The sequence below is a fragment of the Acinetobacter schindleri genome, from assembly GCF_010918895.1.
Taxonomy (GTDB): Bacteria; Pseudomonadota; Gammaproteobacteria; order Pseudomonadales; family Moraxellaceae; genus Acinetobacter; species Acinetobacter schindleri.
The window spans coordinates 1,162,213-1,179,847 of the sequence record NZ_CP044483.1 but is presented as its reverse complement, the minus strand read 5'-3'; the positions used below and the strand labels follow the sequence as shown (position 1 = coordinate 1,179,847).

Genomic DNA, 17,635 nt, shown 5'->3' with positions numbered 1-17,635 from the left:
CTATTCAATAATTAAGGATGTAATCAACTGCTTCATCAGGATCAAGCTTTTTTGATACGCTTATGTAACAATATGGGCATTATTTTATTTTTAAAGTGCAGGCATGTCATTAATTATTGGGATTGACCCAGGTTCACGTCTTACAGGGTATGGCATTATTCAAAAAGAAGGTTCCAAACTGTCTTTTGTGGATGCAGGAACCATTAGGACAGAAACTGCGGAAATGCCTGAGCGATTAAAGCGAATTTTTGCCGGGGTTGAACGTATTGTTAAATTCTATGGTCCGACAGAAGCGGCTGTAGAACAAGTGTTTATGGCACAAAACCCGGACTCTGCCCTGAAACTCGGCCAAGCCCGTGGTGCGGCCATTGCAGCACTGGTCAATCTGGATCTGCAAGTCGCTGAATATACGGCACGTCAGATCAAACAGTCTGTGGTTGGCTACGGTGCAGCAGAAAAAGAACAGGTGCAGATGATGGTCATGAAAATTCTAAACCTCAGCATCAAACCCCAACAGGATGCAGCGGATGCCTTGGCTGCAGCAATCTGTCATGCCCATGCTTCGGGTAGCATGAGCAAGATGGCAGTACTGAATGCTTTAGGTGGCATGGCACGTGGACGTAGCCGTGTCAGCAGACGTCGTTAATCATTAAATGAACGTTTGATCTGAAAATTGTCAAACTGATATTCAGCTGGATTTAATTCAAGTTGCTGAATATCAGCTACATCCACATGAATTGGTCCCTTTTGACTACGTATAATCATCTCCTGAATTTTTCTCTCATCTCCAACCACTACAGCCTCTACCTGTGCAGTTGGCAGATTTTTAGCCTTTTAATTCCAGTTCTACTGTCTGAACTGCAAACCAATTTCGATAGCCTACTTTCTGCACTGTTCCTGAAATAATCAGTTTCACGGCCTGCATCATGACTTCCCTAAAGATTAACCACTTTATAAATGGCTTGTTTCATATCCTGTGCCTGCAAACCACGCTGACCATATTTTGCCAACTCATCTCCGGCCAAGGCATGTAAAGTCACGACTTCGTGCAGATGAATATCCTCATGCAACTGGGCTTTCAGACTGGCAATCATGCCAGCCAGTACATCGCCCATCCCTCCAGTGCCCATACCCGGATTGCCAGCAGTACAGATATACAGCTGATCTTCCAGAATCAGACTGCCTGAGCCTTTCAAGACCCACTGTCCTTGGAATTTCTGCTGTAAGGTATGAATAGCAGCGATTCGGTCAGCTTCGATTTCTTGAGTTTTAGATTTCAATAAAGTCGCGGCTTCGCCCGGATGAGGGGTGCAATAGGTTCGTGGATTTAATTGTTCTGGTCGCTTTGCCAGGAACCACAGCGCATCAGCATCTAGTACGATCTCCAGCTGAGATTGCTGAATGGCACTAAACCAGAACTGATACTGCTGTTCAGCCCAGAGATCACGTCCCAAGCCCATACCAAAACAAACGGCATCTACTTGCTGCAACAGATTGTCACGCTGATTTTCATCTAGGGCATTCATATCCCGGAGCATGATATTTGGTGCCCGTGAAAGGATTGCCGTATGATGTTTGGCATCACAAATAACAGTCACTTTACCCGCTCCTGCTGCAAATGCAGCTTCAGCTGACATGATTACTGCACCACCCATATCAGCATGACCGCCAATCACCAGTACATGTCCATAACTACCCTTATGTCCAAAGGCCTGACGTTTTGGTAAATGGATGTGAGTATCAGATAACTGAGCAACAGGTTTCAATTCAGCATCGGTTGGAATTGCAGATATACATTCCACTTGCCCAACGTAGGCTTTCCCCTGCCCGGTAAACAAACCTGTTTTAAGCCCCAGTGCCGTATAAGTATAATCAGCTTGAATAGCGACTGGCAAAGGTTGCCCAGTATTAGCATGGAGACCACTTGGAATGTCGATTGCGATTTTTAAGCCCTTTTGAGCATTAATACTTAGAATCATCTGTTGCCATGTGTCATTGAGATCACGGTTAAGACCTATCCCAAATAACGCATCAATATAGGCATCATATTCAGTCTGAAAATCAAAATGCGGATAGACTTTTATGCCTGCATCAAGTGCTTCCTGACTCGCCGAAGCCAGATCCTGTGAACCACCCTTTTCTGCTGCATAAATCTCTACCTCAAAACCAGCCTGCTGTAGGTACTTCCCGACCAGATAGCCATCTCCGGCATTATTACCCTGCCCACAACAGACCGCGACCTTTTGAACATTCTCTTCAACAAATAAAGGAATCAGGCGCTGTACAATGCTCCAGGCCACTTGCTGCATCAGACCATAAGAACTGTTTTTTCGGGCAAACCAACGCTGCTCCCAAGCTTGAATACTTTGGCTATGATAAACGGGGCTATGGTAAACTTGTTGCTGCATTTTTTATTCCCTGTTCCCGGTTTATGACTACACCCGATTCTCCCGCGCAAATTCAGGTTTTTCAAGAGGATTCAGAAGCCCTCAAAGCATGGATCAAAGTACAAGCGCTGGAATTGGGTTTTTCTGATTGTGTCATTGCCCGGCCGGATGCTCAAGCAGAATTGCCACGTCTGAAGGAATATCTGGAGCGTGGTTATCATGGCGATATGAAATTTCTGGAAGAAAATCTGGAAAAACGCGCTGATCCAACACTATTAATTCCAAATACTAGATCAATCATCTGTGTTCGTATGGATTATCTAGTCGAATCACCTGAACCGAGAATGGTTCCCGATGCACCAAATTCTGCAATTATTGCCCGCTATGCCCGTGGTCGTGATTATCACAAGACCATGCGTGGTCGGCTAAAAATGCTGTCAGCTAAAATCAAAGAAAAAGTCGGAGAATTTGAATCACGTCCTTTTGCCGATTCAGCACCCGTTTTTGAAAAGTCTCTGGCTGAAAATGCCGGTATGGGCTGGACTGGTAAACATACGCTGCTGATTCATAAAAAATCCGGTTCTTTCTTTGTACTCGGCGAACTGTTTACTTCACTGGAACTGCCATTTGATGAACCGACGACCAAACACTGTGGTTCTTGTACGGCCTGTATCGATATCTGCCCGACACAGGCGATTGTTGAGCCGTATATGCTGGATGCACGGCGCTGTATTGCCTATCTGACCATTGAATATAAAGGTATTATCCCTGAGGATCTTCGTCGTGGCATTGGTAACCGGGTATTTGGTTGTGATGACTGTCAGTTGATTTGTCCATGGAACAGCTTTGCCAAGACGACGACCATTGCAGACTTTCATCCACGGCATGGACTGGATCAAGCCAGCCTGCTGGATTTATGGCAATGGGATGAGCCCACCTTTTTAGCTTCGACAGAAGGTAGTCCACTACGGCGTACCGGTTATCAAAGCTTTATGCGCAATATTGCTATTGGTTTAGGCAATGCGCCGTTTAATCCAGCGATTATTCAGGCCTTGCAAAACTCTCGCGCTCAACATGATGAAGTTGTACAGGTACATATCGATTGGTCGATTCAGGAACAACTTTCTAAATCCAGATAATTGTCTATTTTTACCTGGTGTCACAGATTCCCTTAAAAGCCTTACACACCTTATTTTCAGACTGTGGCATAAATTTAAATAGTCTCAGAACTAAAATGGAGGGACGATGATGTCATCAAAAAATCCAAATCAAGAGTTGCTGGAACAGCTGCAAAATGAACACCAGAATCAAATTCAGCAACAGCAGCAACCTCAGCAGCATGGGCCAGTCAATTCGCCCAAGAACAATCAGCACGAGCAGGATGAACGGGTTTTAAATAAACAGCATCGAGCAGATCTGCAAAATCAGAATATTCATGGCAATCACCGTGAATAGGAATAAATCGCTTCTGAAGTTAATAAAGCCCGCCTTAGGTAGGCTTTATTATATGAGTTTAAAATTTATTGATTTTTCACTTGATAAACCTTTTTAATTAAAGATTTTCTATTTATCAGCTCAGATCCAACTCCCATTACGTAAATCGATTATTTTTGATCGAAGTTAGAGGTGTCAGCAAAATTATGTGCCGTAATCAGGATGCCATATTTCGCATTGAGGTAATCCCCTACCCGAATGACATCACTGCCATTGGCATGTTCTACTGTAAGTGTCTGAGTAATCGCATTATAATGTAGTGACTCGAAACTTTCCTGATGCAGACTCAGCCAATGTAAAGTATCTGCCAGATTTTCATCGACAATATAGGTTTCAGCCTGAAAATCTTTGCTCATTGCACACCAATTTAAGCTCTTTATATATGTCGTATTTTAACGGAATATTCTTAATTTCAGGCATAAAAAAAGCGAGCAAATGCTCACTTTTTCTTAGGGTTAGGTTTTAATCTTTACTGATGCCACACTTGCGACATTCTCGCTGTGTGCCAATTTCTTCCATGTGTTGATATTCATAAATATGCAAGCAAAATATTTTTTTCAAAAGCTGAAGCATTGTCAAAACTCCCGTTTCATCATTATTTAAATACGCTTCTGTAGCCCACTCTTCCTGAGTGTCTATTGTTGTTTTGATTAAAAAACCACCTCTTACTTATAATCATCTTTTTTCGAAATGTAAAATCAATTTCATGCATTTTTTCAACTTTCCGATAAAGTTAAATTTCAATTGATTCATACTTTTAAACAGCAACTGTGATAAACATCGCAACTGCTACATATTGAAGAATCACCAGGATAAAAAAGCGAACCGAAGTCCGCTTTTTGCATTATTTTTAGAAGAAACCAGCCGGTTTGGTCGAGTAGCTGACCAGCAGGTTTTTGGTCTGCTGATAATGATCCAGCATCATCTTGTGGTTTTCACGACCAATGCCTGATTTTTTATAACCACCGAAGGCCGCATGTGCCGGATAGATGTGATAGCAGTTAGTCCAGACACGACCCGCTTCAATGGCACGACCAGCGCGATAAGCAGTATGGGTTGAACGTGACCATACACCAGCTCCTAGACCATAGATAGTATCGTTGGCAATTTTGATCGCATCGTCAAAATCCTTAAAGGTAGTGACTGCAAGCACTGGTCCAAAAATTTCTTCCTGGAAAGTACGCATGTCGTTGGTACCTTTAAAGATGGTCGGTTCAATATAGTACCCCTGACCTACTTCATGACGTGCACCGCCACCTACCAAAACTTCAGCTCCTTCACCGCGGCCTGTGGCAATACAGCCCAGAATTTTGTCCTGTTGCTCTTGAGATGCCTGAGCGCCAATCATGGTTTCAGTATCCAGCGGATGCCCGGTTTTAATACGCTTTACTCTGTCGATTGCCAGTCCCAGGAATTGATCTGCGATACTTTCTTGTACCAGCGCACGCGATGGACAGGTACAGATTTCCCCCTGATTCAGGGCGAACATGGTAAAGCCTTCCAAGGCTTTTTCCAGATAATCATCCTGCTGTGCCATGACATCTTCAAAGAAAATATTCGGTGATTTTCCACCCAGCTCCAGCGTTACCGGAATAATATTTTCAGTGGCATATTGCATGATCTGCTGGCCCACAGCGGTAGAACCGGTAAAGGCAATTTTCGCGATACGCGGATTGGTCGCCAGTGGACGGCCCACTTCTACACCGTAACCATTAACGATGTTTAATACGCCTTCTGGCAACAGGTCCTGAATCAGCTCTACCAGCACTAGGATGCTGACTGGTGTCTGCTCAGCCGGTTTCAGTACGATACAGTTGCCCGCAGCTAAAGCCGGTGCCAGTTTCCATGCTGCCATAAGAATCGGGAAATTCCATGGAATGATCTGACCGACCACACCCAAAGGTTCATGGAAGTGGTAGGCAATGGTATCTTCATCGATTTCTGAAATGCCGCCTTCCTGTGCACGGATACAGCCAGCAAAATAACGGAAATGGTCAATTGCTAAAGGAATATCAGCCGCCAGGGTTTCACGGATCGGCTTGCCGTTGTCCCAGGTTTCAGCAACTGCCAGCTGCTCAAGATTGGCTTCCAGACGATCCGCAATTTTTAACAGAATATTAGAACGCGTCGTTGGAGAAGATTTATTCCATTGCACTTTGGCTTTGTGCGCAGCATCTAGCGCCAGCTCAATATCTTCTACACTGGAACGCGGCACTCGGGTAAATACTTTACCGTCTACAGGTGAGAGATTATCAAAATATTCGCCTTTAATTGGAGCGATCCATTGCCCTCCAATAAAATTTTCATACTGGGCTTTGAAATGAACTTTTGAGCCAGGCTGATTCGGATCGATATAACGCATATGTATTTCCTTTGCTTATTTTAATCTATAAAAAAGCCGCATCTACAGCTTTGGTATAAGGTACACCCGTACATTATTTGATTAACATAACCTGTATAAGGTTGGAGAAAGGTTGGAACTCAGCAGGTTTACATTTCTTTTGATTCTTCATAAAAACAATAATAATTACATCGGATGTAAATCATGAATTATTGTGAGGATAAGGAATGATGACAGAGCAGAATTTGATACAACACAGGCAAAAAATTGACCAGCTACGTCAAAGCAGCAGTTTATCGCCATTGCATGCTGCACAGTTAGAACAGAGCATTGTCAGCTCCTGGCAACGCTCATCTTCAGCAGATATACCGAAGGATCGTTTGGCCGCCCCACTGGTCGATATCCAGAAAGTCGGTTCATCCTCGACTTTAAGCCATGCTTTACAATATTGTGCTGAAAATCTAAGGCATATTGCCAAACAGTCTTCTATGGTATTGGCTGTGGGAGATATTGGTAGCACCGTTCTCTGGACAGCATCCTGTCCTGAAATGCGCAAAGTTGCTGAAAATGTGCACCTGATCGAAGGTGGTCAATGGCGGGAGGAACTGGTCGGCACCAATGCCCTCGCCCTGTCGATCAAAACCCAGCAGTCGAGTTGTGTGTTTTCCAGTGAACATTACATGTCATCAGCACATGACCTGGTCTGTTATGCCGCACCGATTATTGATCCTTATTCGAAACAAATCCTGGGTGTGATTGATCTGTCAACAACCTGGCATAAACATAACAATTTAGGGCTGCTTGCTGCTGAGCATTGCTCCACACTTATTCAATCAGCCTTATTGGAATACCAGAAACAGCGATTGTATATTCGGGCTTTTTCAGTGCCTCAGGTAATTTTTAATGGCAAGGCGCTGGTCTTAACACCTCGTCAAACTGAAATTTTAGCGATTCTAGCTTTATGTCCACAAGGTCTAAGTCTGGATAGTCTGCACCAGGCACTCTATGGAGAACGTAAAGTCAGCATCGGCACCTTAAAAGCGGAAATGTCACAACTGCGAGATCTATTAGGCGGTATGCTCGGTTCCAGACCTTATCGTTTACTCGCCCATGTGGAAGCGGATTTCCTGCAAACAGAACAGTCGTTAGATGCTGGTTATATCGATTCTGCCTTAAAACTCTATACTGGCGTATTTCTGGCAAAAACCGAAAGTCCATTTTTATGTGCCTGGCGGGATTGTCTGGAATCACGTCTTAGTGATGCCATTTTCAAGGCCAATGAAACTGATGTACTACTCAAGCATGTGGCACGTTTTCCTGAAGCGATTGATGCAGTAGAACGTTTGATTGAATTGATGCCGAAAAACCATCCAGTGCATCAGACACTACTTAAGTTTCAAGATATTTAAACATCAGAATTTGTTGGGCTTTTAACTTTTCAGTCAACAATAGATTTGATTTATCTAACAATAAATTTTTTAATTTAGCTCAATATAAAAAGTCATTAAACACTTTAAAATTATAATTTTTATAAAACTTTTTCACTGAATCCATGACAAGAATCACCTTGTAGCAAGGTATATTATTTAATCATTTTTATTTTTGAAAAATCACTCATCCTCTCTTAATCTGTCACTCCCAGATGGAATAACCGTTGATATATCTTCGAAGTAACTGATATTTTAAGCAAAAAAAAGAGCAACGTCTGCTCCTTATCCTCTCAAGGATTTAGGATAAGCCAAGACAAACATATGGGGATACGCTTGTCTTGGCACACTTCATAGGAAGTGCGAGCAGGGTTGCAAAAAATGTAAGTCTGCCGAGTGGAGAGATGACTTACATTGAGGCATTACATTGCCGCTTTAAAAATGTCGACTACTTGCGCATGACTGGCCTTACGAGGGTTGGTCAGCATGCAGGCATCTTTTTGCGCATTTTCTGCCATGATGCCAAGGTCTGTTTCTTTTACACCGAGTCCTGTCAGACCAGATGGAATTCCAATGGAAGCTGAAAGCTGGCGAATGGCATTGATTGCTTCATAGGCTGCTTCAGTGACTGTTAGTCCTTCTGTATTTACACCCATCAACTGAGCGATTTTTGCATAACGATCTGGACAGGCAATTAGGTTAAATTCGCATACATGCGGGAGTAAAATGGCATTACATACACCATGCGGGAGGTTATAGAATCCGCCAAGCTGGTGTGCCATGGCATGCACATATCCTAAGGATGCATTGTTAAATGCCATACCTGCCAGATACTGTGCATAACTCATCGCATCACGCGCTTCGATATTATCGCCATTCGCTACTGCTTGGCTCAGCCATTCACTGATCATGGTAATGGCCTTTTCAGCGCAGGCATCGGTAATCGGATTGGCCGCAGTCGACACATAAGCTTCTACCGCATGTGTCAAGGCATCCATACCGGTTGCTGCAGTTAAGCCTGCTGGTTTGGCAACCATCAGTTTAGGATCATCAATTGCGATTAACGGTGTACAACGCCAGTCCACAATCGCCATCTTTACATGGGTATCAGTATTGGTGATGATACAGAAGCGGGTCATTTCCGATGCTGTACCAGCTGTGGTATTGATGGCGATCAGTGGTGTCATCGGTACTGTACTTTTATCAATACCTTCGTAATCGCGGATATGACCACCACCTGCTGTGACCAGACCAATACCCTTGGCACAGTCATGCGATGAACCACCGCCTAGCGAGACAATGAAATCACAGCCATTGTCATTGTAGGCTTGCACGCCATTATGGACGTTAATATCGGTTGGGTTTGGCTCTGCGCCCGGGAAGATATAGCTGTCGACACCCGCCTCTTTTAAATAAGTTGCGATGGTATCTGCGACACCAAATTTGTATAAGCCGTCATCGGTCACAATCAGGGCTTTTTTTGCACCTAGATTTTGGGCTTTAGCACCAATTTCTTTGGCACAGCCTGGACCGAAAAGTGAAACACAAGGGATATAAAAACCGTTGGTTTGATCTGCAATATTCTTAAAAGCCATGGTGTGATTCCTTCTACCATTCATCTTATTATCGGTGACCCTCACCGTCATTAGAGTATTGAATGAAGCTAAAAAGAATCCTACCTACCAAAATCCTACCTTTGATAAAGTTTTGAATTTTCATTATTTTCTAATTATTTTAGATATTTATTTTTATGAAAGGGATAAATAAAAAAGCACTTAGACGTTTACTTCTAAGTGCTTAATAATTTGGTGGGCCCACACAGACTCGAACTGTGGACCAACGGATTATGAGTCCGCTGCTCTAACCGACTGAGCTATAGGCCCTATATACCGAAAACCTTATTTATCAATAGGTTTAGGCGACAAGAATACTAGCTAAGATTTTTTTAAAAGACAAGCCTTTTTATGCCCACTTGCACACTTCATCAGCAATTATAAATTAGAAAAAAATAGACACTTTGGAAATTCCTCATACTTTAGAAGGCTCTGATAGTCATTCAGAAGGAAAATTTCCATTTCTTTACAAAACAGAGCTGCTATCAAAATATATTTAAAAATTAGCTTTGACTATACTTTTATACTTTTTATATATAATTATTTAAATACTTTGAATGGCTGAATTAATTTTTATATCCGGATCAATTCAGCTATGAAATTAATTAAAAGCTTAAACTTCGTGCTCCAAATTCTCTTCTTTGCGCATATCCAGATAAATTTCGATCAAAGACCATACAACAATGAGTGCAAAAATGAACAATGAGAGCACCAAAGCCGTTAAGTAAGTCATTCTTTATCCTCTCTCGCGAACATGATTGGAAGTGTCTTAAAGCCGAAACATATCCTTGGGCTTCGACAAAAGTCTAATAACTATTTTTTGTACTGAACAGCCATTTTTTAGAATTTTTAAGAGTATTTTTATCTATTATAAGACGTTTAACTAATTAAAATTAATTTTGTTATTGTTTTTAAATCTTAATTAACCATTACTCAATATATTTATTCGCTTGCTTTTTGAATGTATTTAAGGCTTTTAAATTAATTCCACTTGACGAAATATAAGAACAAGCACAAATTATGTTTTTTTTCACACACTCCATCCCCTATGTTTAAGAAATTCATTGGCGAATCTGCGTTTAAACTTGCAGGCTGGCAATATCACGTTGAACCAAATGTGCTTGAAGACAAGCAAGTGATTGTGGGCTTTGAGCATACTTCAATGATGGATGCCGTGCTTTCTCTGGCCTTATTTCAGATATACGACATCAAAATTCATACTTTGATTAAAAAAGAATTATTTAAAGGTCCATTTAAGCCATTATTAGAAAACATTGGCGGTATTCCGGTAGATCGTAAATCGAGCAAGGATATTGTGACCCAGATGGTTGAACTTTTTCAGAGTAATGAAAAATTCAATTTGGTGATTGCACCTGAAGCGACTCGTGCCAAAAATGGTGAAGAGCGTCGACCAATTCGTACCGGTTTTTGGCATATTGCCAAAGCAGCGAATGTGCCTATTGTACTCATGTATGCCAACTCTAAAACCAAACAGGGTGGCATTTTCGGAAAAATTTATCCAACAGACCTTGAACATGACTTGGCTTTAATGAAACAGCTTTATAAAGACAATGTCGGTCTGGATATCGTGATCCCTGAAAAAAAATAATGTATGTCCATGAGATGTTATGCATGACCTAGCATCTCATTTCTTCTTCTCCTTCTATCCTCTTTTCCACAATAAATATTTTTTATTTTTAAACTAAATTATTACCTTTAATCCCCGAATAAATTTCTCAATGCGTCTATTTTTTTGTCATTATCGTTAAATCTAAAAACCAGGCTCTTTTTTTAAAAAAAGCCCTTATGGTAGAATTTGCCCAATTCGATAGGCATACAGCCAATCTACAAGGAGCATATTTCGCATGGCGGGTCATTCCAAGTGGGCCAATATTAAGCATCGTAAAGCAAAACAAGATGCTAGCCGCGGTAAACTTTTTACCAAATATATTCGTGAATTAACTACTGCTGCAAAACTCGGCGGACCAGATGCGGGTAGCAACCCACGTTTACGTGCTGTTGTCGAAAAAGCATTGTCTGTAAACATGACACGTGATGTGATCAACCGTGCGATTCAACGTGGCGCAGGCGGCGAAGATAACGACGATCTTAAAGAAGTAACTTACGAAGGATATGGCGTAGGTGGTGTTGCCGTAATTGTAGAAACAATGACAGACAACCTGAACCGTACTGTACCTGACGTACGTCACTGCTTCTCTAAAACTGATGGTAACTTAGGGACCAATGGTTCAGTTGCATTCCTGTTCACCAAACGTGGTGAGATTACTTTTGAAGATGTGTCTTTAGAAGATCAAATCATGGAAGTCGCTCTTGAAGCTGGTGCTGAAGATATCGAAGTTGATGAAGATGAAATCTTGGTCATTACTACACCAGAAAGCTTCGGTACAGTTCAAGATGCTTTAGCTGCTGCAGGTTTAAAATCTGATAATGCTGAAGTTGTAATGAGCCCTTCTACCAAAGCTGAAATCACGGATATAGATCAAGCGAAAAAAATCATGAAAATGATTGATATGCTTGAGGATCTGGACGATGTTCAAAACGTTTATACCAACGTTGAATTCTCTGAAGAAGTATTGGCTCAGCTAGACGCTTAATCTTCAGGAAGACAAAAACGCACCTTTGGGTGCGTTTTTTATTTTGATCTATCTTATGGAATCATTTTGTAGGTGATTTCAATCAATTTACTTAGTTATTCGGAGACAAATATTTAGATAGTGCTCTCCCTTCAATTAAACTTTATTGAGTAAGCCACTGCAGTTAAAAACATTATATTCCTTGATCACGAAGCTGGAATGCAGTGCGACCACATGTTCAATCTTGCCGATCTTGTTAAGCAGGATCTCACTGTAGTTTTCCATATCACGTGCAACTACTTCGACAATAAAATCTGCCGATTGTCCTGTTACCAGAAAGGCATTAATCACTTCAGGAATACTTTCCAGCTCACCCAGAAATTTGGCAAAAGTGTCACTATCATGTTTGCTTAAGGAAACCTGCAAAAGTACATGCAGACTGAAACCAAGCTTTTGATAATTAATTTCCCGTTTTAGACCACTAATAATATTATGGTCAATCAACTGTTTAATACGGCGATGAACCGAGCTGACCGAAAGATTCACCCGTTCAGAGAGTTCATTCAAATTGACATCTTCATGGGTCAAAATTTCAAGAATGTGCTTATCAAAACGATCTAATTCCATTTTTAATCTCTTGCCACTTTATTAAAATACATCATTATTCTACGCATAGTATTAATATTTTTTCATGAATTACCAGATATTTGCAAAAAAATACCAGATGATAATCTAGAGGAAATTTAAGTCATTTCCATAGTCATTCATCGCATAAAATATATTTTAGATAAACGCAAACATCTAATAAACCATTATTATTTATCATAAATTAATCTATTTAAAGCTTTATTCAGGCAAATAATACTATTTTCAAAATGTGATTATTCATGCTTAGATTTACACTTGTATAGAAATTGAATAAAAATTAGGCTTTTTATTTACAACGCAAAATAATCAAAACAAGACAAAAACGCAAGGAACGGTTATGGCTTTCAGTATTTTTAGTTCAATTAAAAGTAAACTCAGCCCGGTGCTCACGACAGAGACGCAAAACAAGAGTTTACTTAGCGGTTTATTAGGTGGCAGTCTTTCTGGCATTATTGGTTCTATCACGGGTTCTACTCCCGCTACTCCTTCCCTAGATTCCCTCTTAAATAGCTTAATTTCAGGTAAGAGTTTAAGTTCAAGCTCCCTGACTGATTTAATTACTCAATTTACCGGTTCGAATGCTACAAAACTCGATATTAACAGTTTAATTAGCAAACTCACTCAAGCCAACGGCGGCAGTTTTGATCTGGGTTCGATCAGTAATCTGCTGGGTAGTTTAATGGGTAACAATGCATCAAATTTAGATTTAAATGCTGTGATTAAATTGGTCAGTGGGTTAATTGGTGGTAGTTCCGGTAATTTAGATCTCAGTAAAATTGCTGACTTGGCTGGCAACCTTCTGCAAGGCGGTGACATTGATATCGGTCAGATCGCTCAGCTTGTCGGTGGTCTAATTGGTGGTTCTGGCGGTCTTGAAGGTGTTGATATTGGCGCAATTGCAGGACTAGTCGGCAATCTGATTGGCGGGAATGGCGATATTGATATCGCGCAGATCGCTCAACTTGTCGGTGGCTTAATCGGTGGCTCTGGTGGTCTTGAAGGTATCGACATCGGGGCAATTGCAGGCTTGGTTGGCGGCTTAATTGAAGGCAATGGTGACATCGATATCGGTCAGATCGCTCAACTGGTCGGTGGCTTAATTGGTGGTTCAGGTGGTCTTGGTGACTTCGACCTTTCACAATTGACCAATTTACTTGGTGGTCTCGTGAGTGCAAATGATAGCTCTGATCTGAGTGGCTTACTGGGTGGTTTAGGCGACCTAGGCAATGGTTTAGGTTCAAATGCATTTGAAAGCTTACTTGATGGAAGTCTAGGCGACTTAGGTTCGAGCATTATTCCAGAATTAGGTGATCTTATTTCAGGTGGTAGCTCAGTTGATAACAATATCAGTATTACTGAAATTATTCCGACCATCAAAGAAACAATTTCCAATATCTCGAGCGGTAGTCCATTACCGAAGTTTGACTTTAGCTCACTTCTCAGTGGCTTTAATAAACAGAGTGATATTGATCTCACAAACCCTTGGGGCTAAGTATCAAATAAAAAAACGCGCTTTAAGCGCGTTTTTTTATTTCACTATTTAACTTATACACCGCGCCAATCAATACGAGCATTACGTTCATGACGATAGATGTTTTTAATATATTGGCCTAAAGGCAATTCCGAGAGATAGGTCTGATAATCCCGATATTCATCTGACATAGATTCAAAGCTGTCACGCTCCCACGGTGTACCGGAAATTGCCAACAAAGGTGCCAACATTGAACAGACTGCAATATCGGCCAGACTAAAACGCGATCCAGCAAAATAAGCTCCCTTATTCTCGATCAGTGTCTGGTTCAGCTGTTCAACTGTCTCTTTAATATATTCACGGGACTGAGCAAGTGTATCTTCAGTAAGTGCATAACCTTTGCTGAGAAGGGTTTTAAGCAAAGGCTTGGAAAATTTTTCGAACTGACGCAGATACCCTTTTTCACCGATCAGGATCTCCATCGATTCATGATCATGGGATAAAGCCTGGGCCAGCATCCAGCGACGGATATGACGTCCCAGTTCCTGAGTCATTTCATCAATCTCCAGCACCTTTTGGCGTAAGCGTGCTTCTACTGGTAATAAACGATGCTCAGGATAATGTTCATCCAGATACAAGGCGATCTGGGTTGAATCTGCAATCCATTGTTCCTTGTCACGCAAAATTGGCAGACGGTTCTGTCCCGTTTTAAGACGAGCAAAGGCACGATGCGCACCTGGCATGAGGTTTTGTGCGACATAATCCAGTTCTTTATGATCAAGCATCCAACGTGCTTTTTCACAAAAATGTGATAAAGGAAACTGGTATAAGGTGCGCATAAAATCTCCATCTTGATTATTAAATTCGGTCGCATTAAAACCATCTATTTCAGTTGGATACTTTAGACACCCTTCATTGGAAATACAATGTGCTTTTAATTCAAAATTAAGATGTTACTTATTCAACTCCACAATGTTTATTTTTATACATTTTTTTGTCTTGTTTATATTTAAAGCAGATATGTCTTTTTAAAATCCATACTTATAGATTGAAAAACAAATTAAATCCTGTTGTTTTTTAACTATTTACTATATTCAAAATTGATAAAAACCTAGCAGTTTTTGTCCTAAATAGGTTTTTTCATAAGCTTTGCGAAAGCAATTACTTAATCTCATAAAGCTTAGCCTGTAACGTTTTGATATCGATTTAGGATGTCATTATGTCTCGTTTAACTTTTGAAAAAGTTCATATTATTGAAAATGATCACGACGCAATTAATGCTGCCTACCATGTTGCAGACTTTGCTCTGGAAGGCCGAAATCAGCGTGATCAGCAACGTGTACTTCCTCTTGCTGAAATTGACCTGTTCAGCCAAAGGGGTCTGGGCGGTATACGTATTCCAAAACAGTACGGCGGTGCCTTCGTTTCCAATAAAACCCTGGCGCATGTATTCCGTATTGTGAATAAAGCTGACTCGAGTGTCGGGCAAATCCCTCAGAACCAGATCGCATTACTCAACATGATCCAGATCATGGGTACAGAACAACAAAAAAAGTTTCTTTATAGTGAAATTTTAAAGGGTAAACGTCTGGCCAATGGCGGTCCGGAACGTCATACCAAAGATACTAAAACTCTGGCGACCACGCTTACAATCGAAAATGGTCGCTATTTTGTCGATGGCGAAAAATTCTATTCAACTGGTAGCAGCTTCGCGCACTGGCTGGCAATTAAAGCGATTCATCCTGAAGGGCATGTGGTGCTCACTATTGTCGACCGGACTGCTGACGGTGTTGAAGTGATTGATAACTGGAATGGTTTTGGTCAACGCACCACCTCTAGCGGTACCGTTAAACTGCAACATGTCGAAGTCGATCCACTACTGATTTTTGATGAGCGTCTGTTAGGGAATCAACCAAGTTACCGTGGTGCCTATTCTCAACTGATGCAGGTGGCAATTGATGTCGGGATTGCTGAAGCGGCTTTTGCCGATACGCTGACGGCCATACATAAGGCTCGTCCGGTTGTGGATGCACAAGTCGAAAAAGCCAGCTTTGAGCATTACACCCTGCAGGAAGTGGGTAAGTCATCTGTGTTATTAGATGCCGCGATTCTACTGCTGGATGAAGCTGCTGAATATCTGGATGAACTGGATCAACTGGAAGCAGTGACCGATGAGCAGGCAGCCAAAGCCTCAATTCTGGTGGCTGAAGCCAAGGTCTATGCCAATGATGCAGCCTTAAATATTTCGGAAAAATTACTGGAATTGGGCGGCAGCCGCTCCAGCCTGAGTCAGCACAATCTGGATCAGCATTGGCGCAATGCCCGGGTACATACCCTGCATGACCCGATCCGCTGGAAGCTGCATGCACTCGGGGATTATTACCTGAATCATAAACTCCCTGCCCGCCACGCCTGGATTTAAGGAGATTTGCCATGACTTCATTTCAAAACATTATTCCATTTCAATCCGAGCAGCTGGCGCAAGCTCATATCATCCAGTCTGATAAGGAAGCCTTAGAAATTGCCCGTAATCTAGCAGATCAATTCAAGGTGGGTGCGGTACAGCGTGATGCTGAACGTATTCTGCCGTTCGAGGAAATCGAAGCTTATAGTCAGTCTGGACTCTGGGCAATTACCGTGCCTAAAGAATATGGCGGCGCAGAAGTGTCTAGCTATACCGTAGCACAAGTCATTGCCCTGATGAGCGGTGTAGATGGCTCAATTGGCCAGATTCCACAAAATCATTTTTATGGTCTGGAAATTCTGCGCAATAACGGTACTGAGCAACAAAAACATAAACTCTATGCCGAAGTGCTAAAAGGCGCCCGTTTCGGTAATGCCCTGGCTGAGTTCAAAACCAAGACTGCCGCACAACGCCAGACTGCAATCCGCAAGACCGAGCAAGGATATGTAATTAATGGAGAGAAGTTCTATTGTACCGGTAGCCTATTCGCACACCGCATTCCGACACTGGTCGTAGATGAAAATGAGCAGCAATTTCTGGCTTTCGTCCCACGTGACAGCGCCGGTCTGACGCTGATTGATGACTGGAGCGGTTTTGGTCAGCGCACGACTGGCAGTGGTACAGTAAAATTTGACAATGTTCCAGTGCTTGAAGAAGATGTCGTACGTTTTGATACTGCCTACTCTCGTCCCACCATTTCTGGTCCTTTCGCACAATTGCTGCATGCTTCTATTGAAACTGGTATTGCCCGTGCTGCCTTTGAAGAAACCTTAAACCGCGTGCGTCAGGCACGTCCGTGGATTGATTCTGGTGTGGACCAAGCCACAGATGATCCACTGACCAAATTTGAACTCGGCCGCGTAGTTGCTGATGTACGTGCTTCTGAAGTTTTACTCAAACAGGCTGCGTACGCTGTCGATGCTGCCAAAGCCAATCCGACTGAAACCAGTGTTGCCAAAGCCTCTCTAGATGTGGCTAAAGCGCGTGCGCACAGTACCGAAACTGCATTAAAAGCATCTTTCAAACTTATTGAACTGGCTGGCAGCCGTGGTAGCCAGCGTGAAGATGGTCTGGACCGCTTCTGGCGCAATGCTCGCGTGCATACCCTGCATGATGCTTCACGCTGGAAATATTATTTCATTGCTAATTATTTGCTGAATGGTGTTCTGCCTCCACGCCGGGGGACGTTGTAATGA

At 42.0% G+C, this 17,635-nt stretch carries 17 protein-coding genes and 1 tRNA gene; 9 read left to right on the top strand and 9 right to left on the bottom strand.

What is annotated here, in order from left to right; translation table 11 throughout:
- The first annotated feature begins 103 nt into the window (after positions 1–103).
- A complete protein-coding gene (gene ruvC, locus FSC11_RS05745) occupies positions 104–646 on the top strand; it encodes a crossover junction endodeoxyribonuclease RuvC (protein WP_004815506.1) in 543 nt (180 codons plus the stop codon).
- Here ruvC and FSC11_RS16495 read toward each other — a convergent pair.
- From FSC11_RS16495 to FSC11_RS05735, 3 genes are all read right to left on the bottom strand, one after another.
- Positions 643–765, bottom strand: coding sequence for a hypothetical protein (locus FSC11_RS16495; RefSeq protein ID WP_264821145.1), 123 nt, complete (start codon positions 763–765; stop codon positions 643–645). The genes ruvC and FSC11_RS16495 overlap by 4 nt on opposite strands.
- A 61-nt stretch (positions 766–826) precedes the next feature.
- Positions 827–928 carry an acylphosphatase gene (locus tag FSC11_RS16490; RefSeq protein WP_227591008.1) on the bottom strand — a complete coding sequence of 34 codons (102 nt, stop codon included), beginning with the start codon at positions 926–928 and terminating at the stop codon, positions 827–829.
- Positions 929–935: 7 nt separating this feature from the next.
- On the bottom strand, positions 936–2,408 hold the full coding sequence (locus FSC11_RS05735) for an NAD(P)H-hydrate dehydratase (protein WP_163165675.1): 1,473 nt from the start codon (positions 2,406–2,408) through the stop codon (positions 936–938).
- A gap of 23 nt (positions 2,409–2,431) precedes the next feature.
- Between FSC11_RS05735 and queG the strand changes: the two genes are divergently transcribed.
- A complete protein-coding gene (gene queG / locus FSC11_RS05730; RefSeq protein WP_163165673.1) occupies positions 2,432–3,526 on the top strand; it encodes a tRNA epoxyqueuosine(34) reductase QueG in 1,095 nt (364 codons plus the stop codon).
- Between the two features lie 106 nt (positions 3,527–3,632).
- Positions 3,633–3,842, top strand: coding sequence for a hypothetical protein (locus FSC11_RS05725; RefSeq protein ID WP_004892694.1), 210 nt, complete (start codon positions 3,633–3,635; stop codon positions 3,840–3,842).
- 149 nt (positions 3,843–3,991) lie between these two features.
- Here FSC11_RS05725 and FSC11_RS05720 read toward each other — a convergent pair whose 3' ends face one another.
- Together FSC11_RS05720 and exaC are read right to left on the bottom strand one after the other, a co-directional pair.
- Positions 3,992–4,237 carry a hypothetical protein gene (locus FSC11_RS05720; protein ID WP_163165671.1) on the bottom strand — a complete coding sequence of 82 codons (246 nt, stop codon included), beginning with the start codon at positions 4,235–4,237 and terminating at the stop codon, positions 3,992–3,994.
- 494 nt (positions 4,238–4,731) lie between these two features.
- Complete coding sequence (gene exaC / locus FSC11_RS05715; RefSeq protein WP_005222596.1) at positions 4,732–6,243, bottom strand: acetaldehyde dehydrogenase ExaC; 1,512 nt, start codon at positions 6,241–6,243, stop codon at positions 4,732–4,734.
- A gap of 206 nt (positions 6,244–6,449) precedes the next feature.
- Between exaC and FSC11_RS05710 the strand changes: the two genes are divergently transcribed.
- Positions 6,450–7,631 carry a transcriptional regulator gene (locus FSC11_RS05710; RefSeq protein ID WP_163165669.1) on the top strand — a complete coding sequence of 394 codons (1,182 nt, stop codon included), beginning with the start codon at positions 6,450–6,452 and terminating at the stop codon, positions 7,629–7,631.
- 440 nt (positions 7,632–8,071) lie between these two features.
- On the opposite strand, the gene mdh is transcribed toward FSC11_RS05710, so the two are convergent.
- Positions 8,072–9,244: an iron-dependent methanol dehydrogenase gene (gene mdh, locus FSC11_RS05705; RefSeq protein WP_004892680.1), complete on the bottom strand. Its 1,173-nt coding sequence runs from the start codon at positions 9,242–9,244 to the stop codon at positions 8,072–8,074.
- Positions 9,245–9,455: 211 nt separating this feature from the next.
- Positions 9,456–9,532, bottom strand: a tRNA-Ile gene (locus tag FSC11_RS05700).
- Between the two features lie 778 nt (positions 9,533–10,310).
- Between FSC11_RS05700 and FSC11_RS05695 the strand changes: the two genes are divergently transcribed.
- Both FSC11_RS05695 and FSC11_RS05690 read left to right on the top strand, forming a co-directional pair.
- Positions 10,311–10,871 (top strand): 1-acyl-sn-glycerol-3-phosphate acyltransferase, encoded by a 561-nt coding sequence (locus FSC11_RS05695; protein ID WP_004815491.1) that lies wholly within the window; start codon positions 10,311–10,313, stop codon positions 10,869–10,871.
- Positions 10,872–11,127: 256 nt separating this feature from the next.
- Entirely contained in the window at positions 11,128–11,877 is a 750-nt protein-coding gene (locus FSC11_RS05690) for a YebC/PmpR family DNA-binding transcriptional regulator (protein ID WP_008304266.1), read from the top strand.
- A 135-nt stretch (positions 11,878–12,012) separates the two neighbouring features.
- Here FSC11_RS05690 and FSC11_RS05685 read toward each other — a convergent pair whose 3' ends face one another.
- Positions 12,013–12,483 carry an Lrp/AsnC family transcriptional regulator gene (locus FSC11_RS05685; protein WP_004815486.1) on the bottom strand — a complete coding sequence of 157 codons (471 nt, stop codon included), beginning with the start codon at positions 12,481–12,483 and terminating at the stop codon, positions 12,013–12,015.
- Positions 12,484–12,841: 358 nt separating this feature from the next.
- Here FSC11_RS05685 and FSC11_RS05680 point away from each other — a divergent pair, with 358 nt between their 5' ends.
- Positions 12,842–13,996: a hypothetical protein gene (locus tag FSC11_RS05680; protein ID WP_163165667.1), complete on the top strand. Its 1,155-nt coding sequence runs from the start codon at positions 12,842–12,844 to the stop codon at positions 13,994–13,996.
- A 53-nt stretch (positions 13,997–14,049) separates the two neighbouring features.
- On the opposite strand, the gene FSC11_RS05675 is transcribed toward FSC11_RS05680, so the two are convergent.
- Positions 14,050–14,814: a glutathione S-transferase family protein gene (locus FSC11_RS05675; protein ID WP_005222615.1), complete on the bottom strand. Its 765-nt coding sequence runs from the start codon at positions 14,812–14,814 to the stop codon at positions 14,050–14,052.
- Positions 14,815–15,194: 380 nt separating this feature from the next.
- On the opposite strand from FSC11_RS05675, the gene FSC11_RS05670 reads away from it, so the two are divergent.
- Together FSC11_RS05670 and FSC11_RS05665 are read left to right on the top strand one after the other, a co-directional pair.
- Complete coding sequence (locus FSC11_RS05670; protein WP_163165665.1) at positions 15,195–16,397, top strand: SfnB family sulfur acquisition oxidoreductase; 1,203 nt, start codon at positions 15,195–15,197, stop codon at positions 16,395–16,397.
- A gap of 11 nt (positions 16,398–16,408) precedes the next feature.
- Positions 16,409–17,632: an SfnB family sulfur acquisition oxidoreductase gene (locus FSC11_RS05665; RefSeq protein WP_163165663.1), complete on the top strand. Its 1,224-nt coding sequence runs from the start codon at positions 16,409–16,411 to the stop codon at positions 17,630–17,632.
- Positions 17,633–17,635: the final 3 nt, after the last annotated feature.